Source organism: Candidatus Niyogibacteria bacterium (assembly GCA_016432485.1).
In the GTDB taxonomy this organism is placed as follows: Bacteria; Patescibacteriota; Minisyncoccia; order HO2-45-28; family HO2-45-28; genus HO2-45-28.
The window spans coordinates 33,250-52,149 of record CP066691.1 but is presented as its reverse complement, the minus strand read 5'-3'; the positions used below and the strand labels follow the sequence as shown (position 1 = coordinate 52,149).

The 18,900-nt window shown below is 44.9% G+C and carries 15 protein-coding genes and 1 tRNA gene; 4 read left to right on the top strand and 12 right to left on the bottom strand.

Annotated elements, in window-relative coordinates:
* Positions 1–169: 169 nt before the first annotated feature.
* Together HYY55_00235 and HYY55_00230 are read left to right on the top strand one after the other, a co-directional pair.
* Entirely contained in the window at positions 170–673 is a 504-nt protein-coding gene (locus HYY55_00235) for a WxcM-like domain-containing protein (protein QQG46263.1), read from the top strand.
* 737 nt (positions 674–1,410) lie between these two features.
* A complete protein-coding gene (locus HYY55_00230; GenBank protein QQG46262.1) occupies positions 1,411–1,647 on the top strand; it encodes a hypothetical protein in 237 nt (78 codons plus the stop codon).
* Between the two features lie 409 nt (positions 1,648–2,056).
* On the opposite strand, the gene HYY55_00225 is transcribed toward HYY55_00230, so the two are convergent.
* From HYY55_00225 to HYY55_00205, 5 genes are all read right to left on the bottom strand, one after another.
* Positions 2,057–2,392 carry an ASCH domain-containing protein gene (locus HYY55_00225; GenBank protein QQG46261.1) on the bottom strand — a complete coding sequence of 112 codons (336 nt, stop codon included), beginning with the start codon at positions 2,390–2,392 and terminating at the stop codon, positions 2,057–2,059.
* A 118-nt stretch (positions 2,393–2,510) separates the two neighbouring features.
* On the bottom strand, positions 2,511–3,938 hold the full coding sequence (gene aspS, locus HYY55_00220) for an aspartate--tRNA ligase (protein ID QQG46260.1): 1,428 nt from the start codon (positions 3,936–3,938) through the stop codon (positions 2,511–2,513).
* 167 nt (positions 3,939–4,105) lie between these two features.
* Complete coding sequence (locus HYY55_00215) at positions 4,106–5,731, bottom strand: hypothetical protein (GenBank protein ID QQG46259.1); 1,626 nt, start codon at positions 5,729–5,731, stop codon at positions 4,106–4,108.
* Positions 5,731–6,789 (bottom strand): nitroreductase family protein, encoded by a 1,059-nt coding sequence (locus HYY55_00210; protein ID QQG46258.1) that lies wholly within the window; start codon positions 6,787–6,789, stop codon positions 5,731–5,733. The genes HYY55_00215 and HYY55_00210 overlap by 1 nt, the downstream gene beginning before the upstream one ends.
* An 83-nt stretch (positions 6,790–6,872) precedes the next feature.
* On the bottom strand, positions 6,873–7,361 hold the full coding sequence (locus HYY55_00205) for a hypothetical protein (GenBank protein QQG46257.1): 489 nt from the start codon (positions 7,359–7,361) through the stop codon (positions 6,873–6,875).
* A 135-nt stretch (positions 7,362–7,496) separates the two neighbouring features.
* Between HYY55_00205 and HYY55_00200 the strand changes: the two genes are divergently transcribed.
* Positions 7,497–8,093, top strand: coding sequence for a hypothetical protein (locus HYY55_00200; GenBank protein QQG46256.1), 597 nt, complete (start codon positions 7,497–7,499; stop codon positions 8,091–8,093).
* A gap of 192 nt (positions 8,094–8,285) precedes the next feature.
* On the opposite strand, the gene HYY55_00195 is transcribed toward HYY55_00200, so the two are convergent.
* The 4 genes from HYY55_00195 to dnaX all read right to left on the bottom strand — a co-directional run bounded on the left by HYY55_00195 (position 8,286) and on the right by dnaX (position 12,332).
* Positions 8,286–9,380, bottom strand: a complete 1,095-nt coding sequence (locus HYY55_00195; GenBank protein QQG46255.1) for a ThiF family adenylyltransferase — start codon at positions 9,378–9,380, stop codon at positions 8,286–8,288.
* A gap of 72 nt (positions 9,381–9,452) precedes the next feature.
* A tRNA-Gln gene (locus HYY55_00190) sits at positions 9,453–9,523 on the bottom strand.
* 95 nt (positions 9,524–9,618) lie between these two features.
* A complete protein-coding gene (locus tag HYY55_00185; GenBank protein QQG46254.1) occupies positions 9,619–11,136 on the bottom strand; it encodes a hypothetical protein in 1,518 nt (505 codons plus the stop codon).
* Positions 11,136–12,332 (bottom strand): DNA polymerase III subunit gamma/tau, encoded by a 1,197-nt coding sequence (gene dnaX / locus HYY55_00180; protein ID QQG46253.1) that lies wholly within the window; start codon positions 12,330–12,332, stop codon positions 11,136–11,138. The genes HYY55_00185 and dnaX overlap by 1 nt, the downstream gene beginning before the upstream one ends.
* A 121-nt stretch (positions 12,333–12,453) precedes the next feature.
* Here dnaX and HYY55_00175 point away from each other — a divergent pair, with 121 nt between their 5' ends.
* On the top strand, positions 12,454–13,503 hold the full coding sequence (locus tag HYY55_00175) for a hypothetical protein (GenBank protein ID QQG46252.1): 1,050 nt from the start codon (positions 12,454–12,456) through the stop codon (positions 13,501–13,503).
* A 55-nt stretch (positions 13,504–13,558) separates the two neighbouring features.
* Here the strand turns inward: HYY55_00175 and HYY55_00170 are convergent, their stop codons facing one another.
* The 3 genes from HYY55_00170 to HYY55_00160 form a co-directional block, all read right to left on the bottom strand.
* The gene (locus HYY55_00170) at positions 13,559–14,953 is read right to left on the bottom strand and encodes a peptidoglycan-binding protein (protein QQG46251.1); all 1,395 of its coding nucleotides are present in this window, start codon (positions 14,951–14,953) and stop codon (positions 13,559–13,561) included.
* 33 nt (positions 14,954–14,986) lie between these two features.
* Positions 14,987–16,474: a hypothetical protein gene (locus HYY55_00165; protein QQG46250.1), complete on the bottom strand. Its 1,488-nt coding sequence runs from the start codon at positions 16,472–16,474 to the stop codon at positions 14,987–14,989.
* A gap of 174 nt (positions 16,475–16,648) precedes the next feature.
* Entirely contained in the window at positions 16,649–18,889 is a 2,241-nt protein-coding gene (locus HYY55_00160) for an O-antigen ligase family protein (GenBank protein ID QQG46249.1), read from the bottom strand.
* Positions 18,890–18,900: the final 11 nt, after the last annotated feature.

The following is an 18,900-nucleotide window of genomic DNA, read 5'->3' as shown; positions in this document are numbered from 1 at the left end:
ACTTGCAAAGGCGTCGCTTTTGCAAGAAATGTTGCGCTTCAAAGTTGAATGTACCAGTCAGGAAAAATCGCCAAAAGTGTGCGCACATTACCCTAATTCCTTGACGACCGGTGGGCAATAATGTAAAATACTTTACAGAATTCCAGACACTACAGGGAGTAAGTTAAGTATGGCATATCGCAAAGTCCGTGATGTGATGAGTTTTTCACCTCGAGGACCATGGGATACCAAGTCGGGTGGTAAACTCACGGTACTATTAGCTCTTCCGTATAATAAAGTCATTCAGCAGTTCTTTCGTTATGACGCAAGCGAGCTTGCGCATGTGCCAAGTGACATCCGAGGATTTCGTTCATACACTGTTATGAATTTGCCTTGCGGAAGAATAGGCGGAACCGAATTTCACCATATTCGTGAAGAAATCGTTTTTTGTCTTAACGGACAGATTTTATGGAAATGCGAAGATGTCCACGGAAGCATTAGAGAAGATACTCTTAACATTGGGGATGGCCTCTGGATGCCCCCGTATATTCTGCATACTTACGAAGTCCTACAACCTGACAGCGGACTGATTGTTCTTGCTAATACTCTCTTCACGCCAGATGATCCTCAAACACACGACACCTACTCTATTGAGGAATTCAAAAAGCTTCAATCTTCGGTCCGGCAATCTTAATTGCTGGCCTTTTTTCTACGCACCATGACCCTCCTCCGCTTTTCGAGCTACGGAAGGGCACAGCACTTCTGCTTTTTTAATAACCAACCGCAGGCCTGCCCGCCGAAGCCTTGGCGTAGGCGGGGATTTTGCTTATTTTAAGCCGTTTTTCCATTTTCGAACTTATCAAATCGGTCGGTTTATAGAAAATGTCATGCGGGCAAAAACTTGACAAATCGTATACTTTCATGCTATACTTTAGGCAGTAGTCCAACTTAACAACTTAACAGGAGGTGACCATGCCGCGTCCACATGAAGGTGCAAACCACATGGATTGCCATCACTGTGGTGGATGCCAAGAGCTGGAGAGCTCGATGAAGTATCCACCCGGTGACCAATTTCCATGGGAGCACAGCGAAGCCCTCTGGCGGTGTCTCTCGTGTGGCAAAACTGAGATGGTTATGAACGGTATTCGAGAACCGCACCCGGAACTCGATTACCTCTTCGACTAAACCGTCTCGGAAGCCACCAAAATCCGTAGTACCCGCCATGCGTGGGTACTTTTCATTTTCGTACATCCCTGCGCCCCATGACACTTTTTATATTTTTGACTTGCAAAGGCGTCGCCTTTGCAAGAAATGTTGCGCTTCAAAGTTGAATGTACCCTTCCAGTACAAAAATTTGACTTTTGATACAAGATATGCTATCATTTCGCTAGACTAAAATTCCGTAAAATCAAACCTGACAGGGGGTGAACAATGGCGAAAGAAATCAGATTGGAGTGGGATGTGTCGAGCTTGCGAGTCGACGAGGACGAGTTCCAACTCGTGGTCCTGATGTTACAGGATGCCGGCTGGAAGCCACATGACGCCAAAGCACATATGCAGACAGCTCAAGACTTGATGAGTCAGGGTTATGAAAAGTCTCGCGCTGTGATGCTCGTACACATGGCGTCTGGGGAACTCCAGGGACTCGTTCGACGCTTCGAGAACTGAGCATCTCTAATCGATTCAACCAATCTTTTAAAAGGAGGTGTCGCGTGAAGAAAATCGTTCGTTTCATTTACGAGTCTGCGCTGTCTATGATCGAGCCGTGGGACGACGAAATTCTCGAGGCAATCACTCGACCCCTGTTGACGAACGACGGATTTCAAATCGTTGCGCCCCCTGACTCCCAGCATTATGTCGGTATGAGGGAGTATCGTGGGACGATTTTCGTCTCAGTTCACGCCTCGGGAGTCAATTACTCCTCCATAGCTCACGATCAGAAGCTGGCACGGTCTTTCTATGACAAGGTCGTGAATGATCTTCTAGTTGCCTAGTTGTAATCTCAGCTTCGCCCCGTGGAGCCCTGCTCGATGGGGCTCCTTTTTTCTTGTCTCATCTCCCATGGCACTTCTGTTACTTATTGACTATCGCGCAGGAGTTTAAAATCAATTATTTTAACTTCTGTGTTCATATCAACCTTTTCCTCATAGTATTTCTTGTAATGCTCCAGCATTTCCTCATTGCTCTGATATTTTTCATGCCCTTCAAAATCTTTTTCCTCTATCTCGCCCAGCTTTTTTTCTCGCACTCCTGTAATTTTCGCCTCGGCAAACTTTCCTCCTGATTCCCAATCAATAAGCTCAATTTGATCTCCTACTTGTATATTCTTATCATCGAAAAGCCGCCATGTAACAGTTTTACTGCCATCCAACACTTTCTGAACTAAATTGTGTCTAAATTTTAATGTTTTCATGTTCTTACGCTCCATGACACTTCTTATCCTCCTTCGCTAAAGCTACGGAACTATTTTTTCTCCCGTACTAGAACCTTGCGGTTCAGTGCGGGACTGCGCTCGCGCAAGGTCGCCAATTTTATACGCTTCGCTTGTTTTTCTTTCTTTTTATATTCAACCCGAGCTCGTCCAGCTGTTTTTTATCCAATTCCGACGGTGCTGACATCATCAAATCCCGGCCGTCGCCTGTTTTAGGGAAAGCGATTACTTCTCGGATATTGGGTTCGCCGGCCAAAATCATTATCAGCCGTTCAAGACCGATGGCTATCCCCCCGTGAGGCGGAACACCGTATTCAAAGGCCTCAAGCAGATGCCCGAATTTTTCTCTGACCTCCGCTTTTTTATGCCCCAAAGCGATAAAAACCGCCTCCAATATTTCTGGCTTATGTTCTCTGATTGATCCCCCGCCAATTTCGTTGCCGTTTAACACAATATCGTATTGTTCCGAGAAAATGTTTTCAAGCGGACCCTTAAGCGCCGATAAAACTCCTTCGTCTCCACTTTCGCCGCGGCGAATTTTAGTAAACGGATGATGTGTCGCTCCCCAGCCGCCGCCCTCCCCTTTTTCAAACATAGGAAAATCAACGACAAAAGCAAACGCAAGCTCGTTTTGGTCGTCTTTATTTTCCCTCAAATCCGGCCTATCGCTTCTATAAATTTCTTTCGCCGTTTTATAAGAGATTAAAGGGAATGGCTTTTTGGATATTCTTTTATCCGGAAAAAGTTTTTCTACAAGTTTGACAAAAAGACCTTCTATAACGCCCATCACGTCTTCCGGGGAAACAAAGCTCATTTCCAAATCAAGCTGTGAAAATTCCGGCTGTCTGTCGCCTCTTGTGTCTTCATCGCGAAAAGCCCTGGCAATCTGAAAATATCTTTCAAGCCCCGCGACCATTAAAAGCTGTTTATACTGCTGGGGCGACTGCGGAAGAGCGTAAAAATTTCCTGGCTGCAGCCGCGAAGGCACGACATAATCTCTCGCGCCTTCCGGAGTGGACTTGGTTAAAATAGGCGTTTCAACTTCCGTAAAATCAAAGCCGCGCAAATATTCGCGCATGAATGAAATTGTATCGGCCCTCAAAGAAAGATTTTTTTGCAAGCGCGCTCTTCGCAAATCCAGATAGCGATATTTCAGCCGATTATCTTCGCCGACATCAAAACCGGCGCCCGAAATGTCAAAAGGCGGAGTTTTGGCTTCAGACAATATTTCAAGCCGTTTTGCTTCAATTTCAACTTTGCCCGTTGGCAGTTCGGGATTTTCCATTCCTTTAGGCCTTTCCTTAACTTCGCCTTCAATAGCCACCACCCACTCCGAGCGGAGTTTGTCGGCCAGTTTCAGCAGTTCGGCGTCTTTAGGGTTAAAAACAATCTGAACCTTGCCCCAGCGGTCGCGTAAATCAATAAAAATCAGCTTGCCATGGTCGCGTCTGACATCAACCCAGCCCATTAATTTTACGATCTCACCAACTTTATTTGGAATATCCTTGGTTAGTGTCCTTTCTGACATAAAATCAGTATAACATCGAAATTTCTAATTTCTAATTGCTCTAATTATTCTAAACAAATCCCAAACCCTAATGTCCAATTTTTAGGATTTAGTGCTTGGATATTTTTTAGATTAATTAGGTAAATTAGAGTAATTAGGTTAATTTTTTAAGATCAATTAGAAATTACTCATTTAATCGGCAATTCAACGCGAAAAACGCTGCCTTGTCCCAACCCGGGTGATTCGGCCCAAATTTTTCCTCCGTGGGCTTCAATAATATAGCGCGCGACATAAAGCCCTATGCCGTGCCCTTGCGCGTTGGCTCGATAGCCGCGTTCAGTCCGACTGAAACGCTCAAAAAGACGCCCCCTATCCTCTTCGTTGAGTCCGATGCCGGTGTCGCTCACTGACAAGCGCAAAAAAATTCCCGATTTTTCGGCCTTAAGCGCCACTTTTCCCCTTTGAGTGTATTTAATGGCATTATCAACCAAATTATAAATAACTTCGTGTATTTTTGAACTGTCCAGAACTGTTTGCGGCAGCGGCGGAATGGGTTTTTGCCACAGAAGCTCAAGCCCTTTTTTCTTGGCCGCTTCCGTTAATTCTCCAACCACCTCTTCCGCGATCTCGTCAAGCGAAGCGCGGCTGAAATCGTAGCTCATCCTGCCTTGTTCTATGCGCGAAAGGTTTAAAAAATCGTCAACAAGTTTAATAAGCCGTTCATTGGACTCGTAAACCCTTTTCAATCTTTCAATAATCATATCGCTTGCTTGGCCGAAAGAACCCTCAATAATCATTGATATGTAGCCCTTGGTTATGGACAGGGGGGAACGAAGCTGATGAGTGGCGAAAGACAAAAAGTCGGATTTCAGTTGGTCTAATTTTCTCAATTCGGCGTTAGCCGATTCAAGTTTTTTGGTCAATTCCTGAAGCTCCTCGCGCTGACGGACTTCGCGCATCACGCTTCTTATCAAGAGAATGCTGAAGATCAAAAGTAATATGAAAACCGAAACCTGAAAAATGGTCTCCCCCGCCGATTTTGAAAGAAGAATCTGCGAAAAAGCGGCGATCACCAGAAAAAAAGCGACTACTTCGGTGGAAATGACTTTTATATCCAGAAGTTTATGCTTCAATATGGCGTAAAAAGTAAAGATCGCGAACGGCAGCAAAAAAACCGGGCCTAAAGGAATAAAATCGGGACGGTTAAAAAATGCCGGCAAAACAAAATTAAAAATCAAAAGAAGCGTGAAAGTCAAAAATGTTCCGGTTAGCACCCATACGAATTGGCTTTTTTTGCCTTTTTTAGCCAAAAAAGTTTTTTTAACCAGCAAAAAAACCGCGGCGAAAATCAAACTTACGACAATGGCCGAAAATAAAGCTATGGCCGGACCGTTGTTGACTCTGGCTATGGCGCCATCCGCTGAAACCTCGGCGATACTTTCAAAAACCAAAGGAGTCAAAACGATGACGGAAGTCGCGATAACTAGGGGCAAAAGAGCGGTCTTATAACTTTTTGGAAAAATAACGGCATCCTCGGGAAAAACATAAAAAAGCCGGAAAATTAAAAAAGCGTGCCACACCGCGAAAAAAACCACCAATTTCAGCATCCAAAAAGAGACCGCCGGATTCGCGATGTTGTATTGCAAATAATTGGCGATGCTCCAAAAAATAGTGATGACGGAAAAAAACAAAAAAGTCCGGCTGGTTATGCTGCGGCGGTTATTCAAATATACGACAAAACCCAAAATGCCGATGGCGGCCACGGCCACGCCCACCGACAAAAGGTCCAGATTTTGAAAAAAATTAAAACTCATTATTTGAAAATTACCTCCGGTATCTTGCGTCCGGATCTGGCGCTGGGAGAATCGGCTCTGCCGATTCTAAAAAGCATGGCCGCGACCCTAGAGCCGTTTATGCCGAAAATAAAAGATATTTTTTGAGACGCCTTGCGTATAAGGTCGGAGTTTTTTTCGCTGAAAGGATTATCTTCACGGCCCTCAACGCGCCTGGCCAAAAAAAGCGTTCCGGTAACCGGCTGTAGAGATAATCCGAGCCGGGTTGCTTCAAGCCACGCCCTTTGAAAGACGCGGCCGGCGGCGACAAAGTTTTGACTTTCATCTTCAATAATTATCGCGCCATGGGCGGCGGATTGAGCGTAAAGCGCGGCATTGCCTTTAGCCGCCAATTTATTGAAACCAAACGCGTTAAAAAAACGCATAACCGGCCATTTCTTTATCATTTTAAAAATGACCCGAACCGGCGGCGGAACTTCCAGTGTTTTTATGTAAAGGCCCGACTCTCCTCTTTTATTTTTTGTCTCATCCCAAAAAATGCTTTTGAAAAAAAGGTTGTGCAGGGCCATAGTTTCCAGAGCCACTCTTTCGGTAACGCTCATGGCTTCGGCTACGGTTCTTATCATTTCCCGCTCTTCAACCAATTTGAGCTCGCAGCCGGGAATCGCGGAGCCGGCCGAAAGCAAAACTTCTTTTTCGGCTTCGGAAAGCGGAATTTTTTTATACGGCTTGCGGTTCGTGGCGCGCTCTTTGATAAACGGAAAAAGCGGCTCGCTTTTGGCGCTAGAGGGCGAAAGTGTAATACTTGAAACCAAATCGGAAATGCCTTGCGGGAAAATTTTTAAATCGGCCGTAAAGCCCATTTGTGAAGCGGCAATCAGCATATTTTCAATCAGGGCCCCGTGAGCAACATACGAACCGCTGTTTCGCACATTTAAAATAGGGTTATCTTTGCCCGGGATATTAAAAATATTGATTTTATTTCCTTCAATCTCAAACCTCCACGGCTGGGAATTATCCCCCGAAGGCGCGTAAGAGCCGTATTCTATTATTTTGGTTATTGTTTCTCTATCAACCATCTGTCTGATTTTAATAAACTAATTATAACAGAAAAATGAAAAAAGCTGGATACTCGCGTACCCAGCTTTTGATTCGCCATCACCTATTTCCTGATTCTAGGCGATGGCATCTTCCAAAAAGGCTTTCGGAAAACCAGCCCGCTGTAAGGCATGGCATCGGTCTTGACCAGATACAACGTGTTATCCGGCAGGTCTTTCATGGGCTGGCTGAAAGATGCCTCGTATCTTTTCATCCGCAAGATCGCCACAGCGCGGGCAGCGCTGCTACGCGGATTATCTACCGCCACCGAGATGGCGTTCTTGGGCAGCTTAGAAGCCGCTTCGTCAAACCAGGCAATGACAGTCATGTTGTCACTCATCACAACCTGGTGCGTCGGCTCGGCGTCAAAGGCCCATTTCTTCCTAAGCCCGTTCTCTTCGAGTACCGCTATCACCGCCTCTGCCGCTTTTTCATCGCGAACCCCGAAAAGACGGTGCCCTCGGTCCGGAAACGGCAGAGGAAACACATTTGAAGCAGCCCAACCCACTATAAAACCGACAAACAAAATCGCGAACCACGCCAAGCGCGTCATCTTGTTTCCTCCCTTGTGAAAATTGAAAGTGCTGTGAAAGTTGAAAGAGCCTTATTTATTCAATCTTTATCGTACTCTTATTCTCATACTTTGTCAAGTGTTTGATTTTTTCACGATCGTAGTAAAATTAAACATATGAATAAACACAAAAAAACCTTCTCGAAAAGACGCTTCCCCGCTATTACTCTCATAAAAACACTGCTGGCTATACTGGGAGATATAACCACGGGAACCGCAAAGGCATTTTGGCCGCATCCCTATTATCACACTTTCTGCGAACACGGAAACATAAAAGCCGGAAAAAGGTCCGTCTATCAAGGCCTTTACCAACTGCGCAAAAAGGGTCTGGTCAAACATTACAAAAAAGATGGGGAACAAAATTTTATCCTTACTCGCGAAGGCAAGAAAAAAAGCAAAATTTTTCGCACCATACTTGAGTTTGCCGATTTTTTTATAGGACCGTCAAAATACGACTGGGACGGCAAGTGGAGAATAATAATTTTTGACATTCCGGAACGTCTAAGGAAATATCGCGACTTTTTAAGAACAGAATTAAAAACCCTTAATTTTTACCCTATTCAAAAAAGCGTCTGGATCCATCCCCTGCCGATCCCGGAAGACTTCTGGAAAGAAATCGTTGATCCAGCGCTTTTGCCTTTTGTTCGCATTGGTATATTGGAAAATCTGGACCGAGAAAACGAATTAAAAGAATATTTTTTTGGCGACAAATAATCTATGTTTAGAGTTTAGAAATGACGCGTATGTTTATAAATGACACGATCGTGGTATTTATAAACATTAATACTTTAAACATGCTTTAGACATACATTTAATATTTTAAACTTACTTTAAACATCATTACTTTTATATATACTATTATATATTACTGTTTTCTTTTATATATACTATTTTATATATTGCTTGTTATTTCCCAAATTTTGACAGAAAATCCTTGATCGCTTCTTCCCTGCTTTTTAGGCCTTCGGGGGTATTATAACCAAAAGTTATTTTTTCATCCAAACTTATTATATAACGGCCGGACGGCATTGGGTCTCCGATGGCAATTTTGCGAACAGCGTAGCTTATGACGGCCCCGGCCATTGAGGCGCCGCTACCTATTTGCGGCACGCCGGCAATTGTCTTGCCGAGCTCCAAGAGCGATTCCAGCATTCTTGGCGTATGAGCTTCCGCCCCAACTATTTTTGAAGCGATTTTAATCCAATCCTGAAAAGTTTTGAGATTGGCCAGTTCTTCTTCGGTTATCTCAACGCGGCCGTTAAAAATCGCCTGATCGGGATTTTCGTCGTAGCGCTCAACGTCAAAGATAACGCCGTCGCCGTTATCGGTCGCCATTAAAACCGGTATGCCGATTTTTTTGGCAATAAAGCGCGCGCGGACTTTAAGTTCAATGGAATCCATCTCGTCAATAAAAATATCCAGCCCTCTTATGAATTCCTCCAGATTATCTTTATTGACGCCTTTATCGTAAACATCCAATTCGGCCCACGGGTCAAGTTCATAAATATTTTGGGCGAAAAATATCGCTTTATTCTGGCCGATTGACGGCAGTCCGGCGCGGATTCGGTTTAAATTGGTCGCCTCAATTTCATCAAAATCGGTCAGACGCATATTTTTCGGCCCGCCGGTCAAAGCGAGAGTGGAAGCAACATTTGAACCGACCGACATTCCGGCAATTCCGATTTTTATGTCGCGGTACTTTTCCTGTTCATCGACGTGAATTACGTTTTTGTTCCTCGCGGTGCGAAGTTCAAAATAAATTTTTTCTTCAGGCAAATAAATCGCCTTTTTGAGCCACGGATAATAAACATACACCCCGTTTACAGCTTTGGCGTCATCGCGCATAAATTTTGCCAGCGCCTCGTCTACCCCCGGCATTCCTTTCTTAAAACGCGGATTTCTGACAAAAAAAAGCTCTTTTAACGATCTTTCAAACGCGTCTATTAATTCCGCGTCCGCCGGCAATTCTTCTTTTTTATTAAAAAATTGTGGTTTTTGCATATGTTTATTCTAATAATAATTGGGGATTGCTTAAATCGGCCTGCCGCGAGGCAATATAGCCGCTTTTCGCTGCTGCCGGGCTTGGATTCGAACCAAGATACTCGCCTCCAAAGGGCGATGTCCTACCGTTAGACGACCCGGCAATAATTACTTATTATAAATTATTTTTGCCGATTTGACAATCTATCATCTTATTATTAATTCAAGAATTTTTAAAGGCGCGCATTCTATTTCTTCGTTATTTTTTTATTATTTTAAAAACCGCGGAGTCGGCATTTTCGTATCCAAGCGAGTAGTGCTGATCGTTTGAAAAATAATTGTATAAATTATCGTCATACGCGCGCGAAAGAAAAACGAAAGACGCGCCAAAATCGTTTTTTAGAACCGCGTATGTATCCTCAAAGTCCTTTTCTTCGCAAAATGTTGAAGCACAAGTGAAGCCGGTCGTACGCCCGGTTCCAAGATAATACGCCTTCCAGTAAAGCTCGGGGTCATAAATATACTGAAAAATCGGGTCCATTCCGCTGATATATCGGTTATGCGTATTCCAAAAAAAGAGTTCCGGAAAATATTCCCACGCTACGTTAAAAACAATTTCGCCTTCTTTAGAATTTTCTTTGAGCCATTCGGAAGCGGACCTGAATCTTTCGGCATCCCAGCCGAATTGAGATATGTTTTTCTGATAGCCGTAAAAACTATATATGACCATGATCAAAAAAATGGCCGCGAGCGCGTATTTGTACCAATAATCCTTTCTCAAAAAATAAGTAAAAACAAAGGCAATAAATAGAACTCCGAACATAACCCAAAAATCAAACGAGCGCTGAGCAACAAACAAGGTTAGCAAAAAGAAAATTAAAGAAAGCACAAGTCCCGCCCATAAAAATAGGAATTGGCGCTTTGACACGACTTGGTTTTTTTTGAATACCGCGCAAAAAAATATAAACATCACCGAAAGCCAAAAAATCGTAAAAATTGAAAAGGCAGCGAGACCGGAAACAGTCATAGGGGAAAGCTCCATTCCGAAATTAAGAGGAATGGCATCTTTACGCGCAATAAGAAGGTCAAAAATCTGTGTTTTTGCTATTTTCAAAGCGCCCAAAGGATTCGGACGTAAGACCCAGCCAAGCAAAAGCCCTAGAGCAAGCGCCGCGCCGGAACGCCATATTATTATTTTTTCTGAAAAAAATTTGACAAGAGCGACAATTCCAAAAATTAAAACTGGCGCCCAGAAAAGACCCAGATGAAAAAAGGCGATTAAAAAACCCGCCCAAAAAACACCCCAAATAGACCCCTGGACGGCGAAAACAAAAAATAATGCCGACAACGCGAGAGATAAAAGATGCGGGCGGAGCATTGTGAAACGATATAAAACAAGAGGTGATGAAAAAAGCAGGAAAAACGGCCAGAAGTAATGCCAAAAAATTCCCGCCTTTTTAACGGCAAAGTAAAAAATCAAAAGAGCGGCTGCCGTTACGAAAACGCCCGCGAGATTCAGTCCCAAAATTTCATTTTGAAACCATGTAAAGGGAATCAAAAGAAAATGAAAGCCGTACCAAATATCGGAGGAAAAATCATTTATGACCGAAAAAGAAACCCACGGGAAGCCGGACATTGCGATGCTGTTTTCCCAATATAAATCCGCGTGGCGAAAATGATAAAAAACATCCGGATCTGGAAATTTATCCGCGCCAAAATGCAAAACAACCGCAAGCAGCAGCACGACGCATAAAAAAACAAAAAAATCCTTGCTCACTACACTTCCCTTATTATTCTGGATATGGCAAGTTCAAGCGGCAGTTCGCGGTGAGGAGAGAAAAAACGGGTGCTTGCGGTATCCAGAAGCGTTAAAAGGATTTTCTCAAGACGATCTGCCGAAAAATTACGGTCGTCAATTCCTCCGCCTAAAACATTTAAAAATCTGTTTCTGAAATCGTGAGTAAGAATTTTTATAAAAACCTTGGGGTCAGAACCGTTATTTAAGGACAAACGCAAACATTTAAAAGCGCGCTCATGGTCTTTTGCCGAAATTGCCGAAACCAGTTCGTTCATAACGCTTTGCGCGGGCGCGCCAAAAAATTCCCGCACGTCTTTGGCGATTATTTTTGGCTTAAAACCGGCCCTCTTGCGTTCGGGCCCGCCCGCAAAAGGTCTGGTTTCTAAGATGCCGGCCAATATAGAAACCTGCCCCAGAAGATTTAGCGCGTCTCTTAGCGAACCGTCCGCAAAAAGCGCGAGAGTTTCAGTGGCTTCCGGTTCAACTTCAAAACCCTCTTTCTCGCCGATGCCTAAAATTGCTCCGGCCAAAACCTCGTCCGTCATCCGCCCGAATCTCAAATGCTGGCATCGGGAACTTATGGTGTCGGGAACTTTTTCGGGCTCGGTTGTAGCAAGAATAAAAACCACATGAGAAGGCGGCTCTTCCAACGTTTTTAAAAGGGCGTTAAAAGCCGGCGGGGTAAGCATATGAACCTCATCAATTATATAAACCTTGCGCTTGGCCGAAACGGGCAAAAAGTTCGCGGCATCGCAAATTGCCCGAATTTCATCAATTCCGCGGTTAGAGGCGGCATCTAGCTCAACCAAATCAAGCGTCCTACCGGTCATAAAATCTCCGCAAGTTTGGCAAGAGTTGCAGGGCGCGAGTGGTCCGCCTTCGCCCCATCCTTCGCCAGAGGCTACGGAGGAGGGCGCAGCAAGGCTTCGGCGGATGCTCAATTTAGCATCAAAATTTCCTCCAGAAATTTTGGCTAAATTGGCACAGTTGACGGCACGGGCAAGAATACGGGCAACGCTGGTTTTGCCGGTGCCTCTGGGTCCTGAAAAAAGATAAGCGTGGGCTATACGGTTAAGTTTCAGAGCGTTTTTCAGAATTTTAACCACATGCGGCTGCCCTATAACCTCGTCAAAAACTTTCGGACGATATTTTCTGTATAAAACTGCGTCGGTCATTTGGATATGATAACAGAAATAATTGAATTTATAAAATTTATTGACATAAACATTTTTTTAATTTAAAATGCTCTAGGAATTAATCGTTGAAATAACCCTCAATCCTTAAGGAGGCAAACAGATGCATGTAACGCTTGCCGGCAATATAATGGCTCCGTCAGTCGCGTTTGCTATGCTTAACCGGCATTTGGCCGCCCGCGGCATTCAAACTATTTCGCTACTTGGATGCGGAAAAGAAATAGATTTATCCTCTAACGCTGTCCGCGACTTAGTTTATCTAGCAGATGTGATTCTTATTGGCATGTCCGGGCCAGAAAAACTTGCCCAAACAGAGCTGGAAATTGCAGAAAAAGCGCTGAAACAAGATGTTCCTTTCGGTTTTTACGCCGACACCTATGATGCTTTCCGCAGGCCATGGATTCCTGAATTTCTGAGAAAAAGAACTTCGTTTCTGTTTACGGTCGGAGAAGAAGAGAAAGTAGAGGCGCAAAAACTTTTCCCCGACGCCGAAATCGTGGCCTCGGGCAACCCGACATGGGAATATTTTTTCTCCCCGCGATTTTCAAAATATGAGGTTCGTTCGCTATTCAAGATTCAAACGGGGGAGAAAGTCATTCTATGCTCTCTTGGCACCGCGCTTGAACCAAATTTGGCAATGCTAAAAAACCTGAATGGCGCTCTTGCCGCCGGAAAAAATAACTATTCTTTGCGGACAATTATCATTGGTATTCATCCGGGAGATCAAAACTACAGAAACGACCCGCGGATTTACGCAAAAATTCTTTCGCCAATCTTTCGGGCTTTGTTTGTCCCAAAAGACAAAATGCCCACAATGGATATTATCCCCGGCGCGGATTATGTGGTGGATACGCCCGGCAGTTCCATCGGCATTAACGCGGCCTGCCTGCGAGTGCCCGTCATATGTTACTGTTCAAAAGAAGCGTTAGACAGCTTAGAAGAATCAACCACTAAAAGATCGTGGAGACCGTGCGAATCCGGCGTTATCCTCCCTGTCTACAGCCCCGACGAACTCTCCTTGGCCTTTGGCCAAGATTTTACGGCTATGATTGAGCGGCAGAAAGAAATCTATCCCGCGCCTCAGGAAAAAGGACGAGCTGTGAAAATTATGGCCGAAACCATACAAAAATACGGCTCCGGTAAAAATGGCTAAAAAACCAAACCGCCCCGCAGCTGCGGGGCGGTTTTTTCGTCAGAATACTCAGCGCCTAATTGGCGGGCACCATTCCTTGCATCCAGGGCAGAACATCTCCGGATTGAGGCGCTGTTGGCTCCGGAGCCGGCGGAGGAGTGTAAACATTAGCCGAACCGGGTGTAGCGGGAGTCAGTTGCAGCCAGAATGGGACTGGCGCCGGAGCGGCTGGAGCCGGGGTTGGAGCGGGAGTTACGGCGGGCGCTGGTGTTACTTCTGGCGTTACGGCTGGCGCCGCTGGAGCGGCTGGAACCGCCGCGGACTCTCCGAACACTTCAGCCAGTTTCGCCCTTGTTTTCGGCCCAACAAATCCATATCCGGCATCGCCTGCTTTGGCTACATCATATTTAACTTGGAATTTTTGTACGGCTTTTTCAGAAAGCGAGCCGAAATATTCTGTTTCATTTCCCGCAGAACCGACGCCTGATGAAGCAATCATAGTGTCAGGGTCGGAGTTAAGCAATTGCTGGATACGCTTAACATCCTCTCCTTTAGAACCAATCGTGAGAGCGCGGTTAAAGACAGGGCTCACTGCGGCCGCGACCGGCGAAGGAACAGCCGGCACTACCGGCAATTCTGGAGCCGCAGCTGCGCTTTTTACAAACACTTCAGCCAGTTTCGCCCTTGTTTTCGGTCCAACATATCCATATCCGGCATCGCCTGCCTTGGCTAGGCCATATTTAGCCTGGAATTTTTGTACGGCTTTTTCAGAAAGCGAGCCGAAATATTCCGATTCGTTTCCGGGAGAACCAACACCTGACGCCGCAATTACGGTGTCAGAATCGGAGTTTAACAGCTGTTGAAGGCGCTTAACGTCTTCACCCTTTGAACCAATAGTCAATGAGCGATTAAACGCCGGACTCACCGCAACTGCCACCGCTGACGGCTGAGCCGCGGCCGAAGGAACTGCCGGCACTGCCGGACTTACGGTCGGAACAGCCGGAACCGCGGGTGTTGCGACTTGAGTTTGCGCGGGAACGCTCGGCGCAGAACCTCCGCCGCCGCCGCCACCACCGCCACTGCTGCTACTGCCTCCTTCCGTAGCGCAAGTATCAGAAGAAACGGACAGAGTAGTGGTTGCGAAAGGAGCGTTACCGGGGTTAGAAACGGTCATTTTGGAATTACTGCTGGTGCAAGAAAATCCTGTTTCCAATGACCCAACCACAGTTGCGGTTATTTTCCTGCGATCAGAAGAAGTAACCTCAAATCCGCCGCCCGCAGAAATACCAATGTCAAAACTATTGGCGCTGACCTCAATTCTATCAGCCGTAAAACCAGAGCCAGAAACATCTATGGTTACGCCGTTAAGAGTTAGGTCAACATTGGAATCAAAAGTGAAATCGCCCAGAGCGGCAAATGAAGCCGTAGGAATCAGGAGAGAAGTTAAAATCGTTATGTAGATTTTTTTCATGGGCGATAATTTAGTTTTTAATTAACTTCTAAATTATCGCACTGCCCAGAATTGCAAAGTGCCTGATATTGTTTGAGAACCCGAGGTTATTCCTGTATTGGTAATATCCACATTTATCTGGTTGAGAATTGACGAAGACGCTGCGCGAATGAAGATTTGATCGTCAAAACGGCCGGAAACCAAACTGGAAGTCGCGTTAACGAATAGTGTATCGCTAGAGCGCACTCCTGTGGCGCTCGTGCAGGCAAAGTTCTTGGTCGTTGAGGCAGCAAGAGCTGCGGATGTCAAGTTGCAGGTCCCAAAGACCATTCCGGCAAATGTGCCGTTTATATCATTGCCACCGACAATTAATTTAGTCGTGCTTGCCGTGGCCCCAACCGTCAATGAGTTGGTCGTGGAGGCGTTGCCAGTAATTGTAATGACGTCCGCCGCGGCATTGCCCAAAGTGACATTACCATCAAGCGTACTTGCTCCGGCCACTATCAATGAGCTGGAAGCGGAAAGCGGGCCATTTACGTTAAAGTTGGAATGAACGGATGAAGAAGCGTTAGAGAAAAATCCGGTGATTGTGCCTGAGACCGCAATGTTGTCTGCCTCGGCATTTCCCAAAGTAACCGCGCCATCAAGCGTAGTTGCTCCGGCCACCAATAATGAGCTGGAAGCTGAAAGGTACCCGGCAACCTGCAACCTATTTACAGAGGAGGAAGAGTTACCAATAAATCCGCCCTGAAAATTTGCCTCCCCCAATATGTCAGCTGTGGAAGAAGCTGAAAAATTTCCTGCTACCTGTACTCTGTTTAAGGAGGTGGAAGCGTTAACAGTAAAGTTAGTTGCTGACGTCTGCGAAGGCGAGAAAGTGCCTGTTACCGTAACATTACCATCAAAAGTTGCCGTGCCGGCCACTATCAATGAGCTGGAAGCTGAAAGCGGACCTTGCACATTCAAGCGAGAATTTACCGTAGAGGAAGCGGAGGAAATAAAACCGCCGGTCAAAGTAGAAAGATCGGTAACCAAAAGCGAGCCTTCGGTCGCGAAATTTCCACTGCCCGCTGTTGTAGTCGCATAACCATCAACAACAAATCCGCCGGTCACATACAATGAATTCGATGTGGTGGCATTGCCGGTTATTGTAACATTGTCACCAATCGCATCACCCAAAGTTACCGCGCCGTTCAAGTTTGAGGCGCCGGTTACGGTAAGCGTGCCCGCAGTCTCGAAATTTCCGTTGTTCGCTGTTGTAGTCGCATAACCATCAACAACAAATCCGCCGGTCACATACAATGAATTCGATGTGGTGGCATTGCCGGTTATTGTAACATTGTCACCAATCGCATCGCCCAAAGTAGCCGCGCCGTTAAGCGTAGTTGCGCCGCTAACATTCAATGTTCCTGCAGTATCTATATTCGTGCTTATTGTGGTCGCACCGTATGTAATGAGGGCCACCATTAAAAGCGACAAAACTGTCGCGGCAATTATGCCGCTGATTCGACGAGTATCAAAAAAACTTAAGACATTACGCATATTTTTATGCTTTTAGATTAATTAGTAATTAAACTATTTAATAATTAATAATAAAAAATTATTAAAATTCAGACCATTTCAGGACATATAAAATGCCCTTGTATTTAGTATCTTATTAAAGAAAAAAGGCCGCAAGTAGGCGACCTGTGGATAAGTATCCGAGGTAAAATTTTTTTACCTGCTCACAGGATTCCTGCCGGCATTTATCTCATTTATCAGCGCTCTGCCCTGATCTTTAAATTGAGGATTTAGTTCAATGGCTTTTTCAATTTCATTTATGGCCTCCCGACGCTCGCCAAGCTCCATATAGGTGGCAGCAAGATTAATATGATATTGGACGTTTTGCGGGTCCTTCCTAATGAATTCCAACCAAATATCGCGTACCCGTTCGTAATTTCCAACCCGCGCGTAGGCATTAACCAACTGCTGATCTGCCACCAGAGCAGTCCCAAAAAATTTTATCAGAGCCTTTTCAGCTTCATCGGACAAACCATTAATAATGGACATAGTGGCAAAATTTTGGACTGCTTTTTGATATTCCGGGGCCGATTCATAAGCAATTTTTACCAAATCATAGGCCCTTTTAACGCCGCCCAGATTAAGGTGAGTTTCCGCTAAAAGGAAAAGAATTTGCTGTTTATTTGGAGAAAGCTCAAGGGCACGCTCAACCGCGCGCAGGGCGTCCTCGTGGCGTCCGGCATTGGTATACATAGAGGACAGAAAAAGATAACCGCGAGGATCTTCAGGATTATCCCTAGTCTGACGTTCAAGCTCATTAATAGACACTTGTGTGACTTTGTCCTTTAACTTTTGGGGCAAAACGGAACCGAAAACAGCATTAGCATAGGTGCTTAACTGCTCTCTCGCCTCCCCTGTTCCAAATGTCCGTAAATTAAAGACATTTTCAAAATCGGATAAGACCAAATCAATATTTTGTCCTTGAAAATTAGTGTCCTTTAGCGCCTGCAAAAGCCAAGTATTGGCCAATATCGGTTTTATATTTAAGAAATAGAGTGAAAAAATAAGCCCCAAAATAATAAATGCCACAAGAAACGAATGAAGTGGCCCCGATGTCCAAGTCCGAACTCGGTTCGGAATTGGATTCCGAACCGAGTTCGTATAAAAGTGGATAAAGGCTAGAACGGAAAAAAATAGAATATAAGATGTTAGGTTGTCAAAAATAAAAAAGTTGTTAAAAAAGTAAGCGGCAAGAAGCGAGGTAAAAACTACTGCCGTTATCAATTTTGCAGATTCCGATTCCGAACTCGGTTCGGAATCCAATTCCGAACCGAGTTCGGATTTTTTCCAAATAATATATATGGCCGAACCAAAAAGCGATAAGTATGCCAAAAGTCCGATGATGCCGGAACTCACAAGCCAGTCAAAAATAACATTATGCGCCCGGTCAAACCACGGCTCCTGGAGCCATAAAGCAGGCTCATAATATTTGTTAAAAACCTGACCGAAATTTTCAATTCCCCATCCAAAAATTGGCCTTTCCTTAAACCCCTCAAATGACATTTTCCAAATAATAAAACGCGACTGGATCGTTCGCTCCGCAAAACTAAGGTCGCCGAAACGCTGGAAAACATAGTTATTCCTGACAAAATCGGTATTTTTTACCGAAAGAAAAATCAGAACCAAAAGAATAACGCCTCCTATCACGCCGATCGAAGCCCAGCGAAAGCGCTTGTCTTTTGAAAAAAAGGCGAGAAGCAGGGCGAGAAGAAAAAAACCGCCGATAAGCCCCAGAATCGCGCCTCGAGTTGCCGTCAAAAACACAACGGGAATTTCAAAAACGACTAATCCCGCGAATATGTTTTTCAGCCACTTGCGCTCTTCGGTAAAAAACAAGTAAGAAGCGAAAAAGACGTTTAAAAGGATGAAAATGGCCATATAACTCGCGTTGCCGAACGAGCCGTCCGCGCGCGGACCGCTTTGAACGGAGATTGTCAAAATACCGAGCGCCTGAAAATATCCGTATAAAGCCATAGCCGCTCCGGAAGCCGAGATAGCATAAAAAAATCTGCGCCACTGAATGGACGACTTAAACATGCTTATCAAAACCAAAAAATAGGCGAGTAGATGCAGATGCGATATTAAGCCCTCCATTCTTTCGAAGTTAGACCAAAAACTGCGATAAGGGTTTACGCCAAAAATCGTGGAAAGGATTAAAACCCCGACAACAGAGCACGCTGCCCACAATATGGGCGAGGCCTTTGGCCGATACCGGCTGTCGGCCATAGCCAATATAATCCAGAGAGCGAAAATTATTTCAACGATTATACGGAATAAAAAATTTTTGCCCGTAATAAACGGAAAAAACATTGATTCCGAAACGAAGAAGGGGGTTATGAGGACAATCGCGAAAAGACCGACGATTATCGCCCAACCCAGATATTTGATTAAGTTCATAAATTTTAATA

Excerpts from the sequence above, each read along its gene's own strand:
- HYY55_00235 (QQG46263.1), top strand. The coding sequence starts at position 170 with ATGGCATATCGCAAAGTCCGTGATGTGATGAGTTTTTCACCTCGAGGA.
- HYY55_00230 (QQG46262.1), top strand. The coding sequence starts at position 1,411 with ATGGCGAAAGAAATCAGATTGGAGTGGGATGTGTCGAGCTTGCGAGTC.
- HYY55_00225 (QQG46261.1), bottom strand. The coding sequence starts at position 2,392 with ATGAAAACATTAAAATTTAGACACAATTTAGTTCAGAAAGTGTTGGAT.
- aspS (QQG46260.1), bottom strand. The coding sequence starts at position 3,938 with ATGTCAGAAAGGACACTAACCAAGGATATTCCAAATAAAGTTGGTGAG.
- HYY55_00215 (QQG46259.1), bottom strand. The coding sequence starts at position 5,731 with ATGAGTTTTAATTTTTTTCAAAATCTGGACCTTTTGTCGGTGGGCGTG.
- HYY55_00210 (QQG46258.1), bottom strand. The coding sequence starts at position 6,789 with ATGGTTGATAGAGAAACAATAACCAAAATAATAGAATACGGCTCTTAC.
- HYY55_00205 (QQG46257.1), bottom strand. The coding sequence starts at position 7,361 with ATGACGCGCTTGGCGTGGTTCGCGATTTTGTTTGTCGGTTTTATAGTG.
- HYY55_00200 (QQG46256.1), top strand. The coding sequence starts at position 7,497 with ATGAATAAACACAAAAAAACCTTCTCGAAAAGACGCTTCCCCGCTATT.
- HYY55_00195 (QQG46255.1), bottom strand. The coding sequence starts at position 9,380 with ATGCAAAAACCACAATTTTTTAATAAAAAAGAAGAATTGCCGGCGGAC.
- dnaX (QQG46253.1), bottom strand. The coding sequence starts at position 12,332 with ATGACCGACGCAGTTTTATACAGAAAATATCGTCCGAAAGTTTTTGAC.
- HYY55_00175 (QQG46252.1), top strand. The coding sequence starts at position 12,454 with ATGCATGTAACGCTTGCCGGCAATATAATGGCTCCGTCAGTCGCGTTT.
- HYY55_00170 (QQG46251.1), bottom strand. The coding sequence starts at position 14,953 with ATGAAAAAAATCTACATAACGATTTTAACTTCTCTCCTGATTCCTACG.
- HYY55_00165 (QQG46250.1), bottom strand. The coding sequence starts at position 16,474 with ATGCGTAATGTCTTAAGTTTTTTTGATACTCGTCGAATCAGCGGCATA.
- HYY55_00160 (QQG46249.1), bottom strand. The coding sequence starts at position 18,889 with ATGAACTTAATCAAATATCTGGGTTGGGCGATAATCGTCGGTCTTTTC.